Here is a 1339-nt window from a genome sequence, read left to right as displayed (position 1 = left end):
GTTTGATGCCCCTATGGATGTCAAGTGCGCTGTGGTGTTGTGATGATCTTGTAGATCTCGCGGGCGACGTAGCGCTTGAGACAGCGGATGGCTTCGCGCCGGGTTTTGCCCTGGGCTTGTCGTCGGGCGATGTAGTCGCGGGTGCGTGTGTTCCAGCGGAGCCGGGCCAGGACGATGGTGTAGAGGGCGGAGTTGGCGCGGCGATCACCGCCGCGGTTGAGGCGGTGGCGTTGCGCCTTTCCTGAGGAGGCTTGGATGGGGCTCACGCCGCAGAGCGCGGCGAAGGACGCCTCATTGTTGAGCCGTCCGGGGTTGTCGCCGGCGACGATGAGCAGAGCCGCTGCCGTGTCGGGACCGACGCCGTAGCAGTCGAGCAGGTGTGGACTGTGGCTGTTGATCGCTGCGGTGATCTGGGCGCGAGGTCGTCGATCTCGTCGGTGAGGTGGATGATCCGCTGGGCCAGTGAGCGCAGGGTGTGAGCCGCGGCGGCCTTGGAGGTGGCGACGGGGCCGGGCGCGAGTTGGGCGCAGGCTCGGATGAGCTTGGGGTTGCTGAGGCCTGTCAGGTTCTCGCGCATGGCGGGATCGGCGCGCATCAGGACGGCTTTGAGCTGGTTGATGGCCTGGGCGCGGGATTAATCGCTGATTCCTTGGCTGTTTTGAACAGTCGGATCATCTCCACGGGACCGTCGCCGGTCTTGGCGGTGGCGCTGGCTCGTCCGGACAGCACCGCGCGTGCTGCGGTTTCGGCGTCGATCGCGTCGGTCTTGCCGCGCCGTCGGCGTTCGGCCTTGTCTGGCTGGTTGACCTCCAGGACTTGGAGGCCGGCGGCGTGCAGGTGCCTGGTCAGGGCGGTGCCGTAGGAGCTGGTGCCCTCCACCCCCGCGCGTCGCAATGTGCCGAAGCCGGCGGCCCAGTCCAGCAGGTCCCGGTAGCCGGTGGCGGTGGCCGGGAAACTGCGGCTGCCGCGTGACCGTCCGGTGGTGCTGACGACGGCCGCCACGTGGGTGTCCTTGTGGGTGTCGACGCCCAGGACCACGGTCTCGGGGTCATGATCTTGGATGAAGTCGCTGTCGCGGGGGATGCTGGGCATGGGCGGCCTGACTCCTGGCGGTCCGGGATGGGGGCTGGCCGACGCCGGATCGAGGTGGGCGGTCAGGACTGTGATGGCGCGCTTGTTCGCAGCAAGGCCCCTATCGGGACACCCCCGCCCGGTCCGGCGGCAGCGAGCGCCGTCCCGGGTGATGGCCGACAGATCAAACACAGGGCACATGGGCCAGTCGTAACGCGGGTCAGACCACCACCCGAGGCGGCACCCTTCGATCCTCACAGTCGTAGCG

General features: G+C 68.1%; 2 protein-coding genes. Both read right to left on the bottom strand.

Annotated elements, in window-relative coordinates; genetic code table 11:
- Window positions 1–20 precede the first annotated feature (20 nt).
- Window positions 21–377 carry a transposase gene (locus QSK34_RS37595; RefSeq protein WP_502875570.1) on the bottom strand — a complete coding sequence of 119 codons (357 nt, stop codon included), beginning with the start codon at window positions 375–377 and terminating at the stop codon, window positions 21–23.
- 217 nt (window positions 378–594) lie between these two features.
- Window positions 595–1092 (bottom strand): IS110 family transposase, encoded by a 498-nt coding sequence (locus QSK34_RS37590; protein WP_285591614.1) that lies wholly within the window; start codon window positions 1090–1092, stop codon window positions 595–597.
- Window positions 1093–1339 lie beyond the last annotated feature (247 nt).

It is taken from the genome of Herbidospora sp. NBRC 101105, from assembly GCF_030269205.1.
GTDB classification, from domain to species: domain Bacteria; phylum Actinomycetota; class Actinomycetes; order Streptosporangiales; family Streptosporangiaceae; genus Herbidospora; species Herbidospora solisilvae.
Note: the sequence above shows the minus strand (reverse complement) of the source record. Positions and strands in the feature narration are given on the sequence as shown.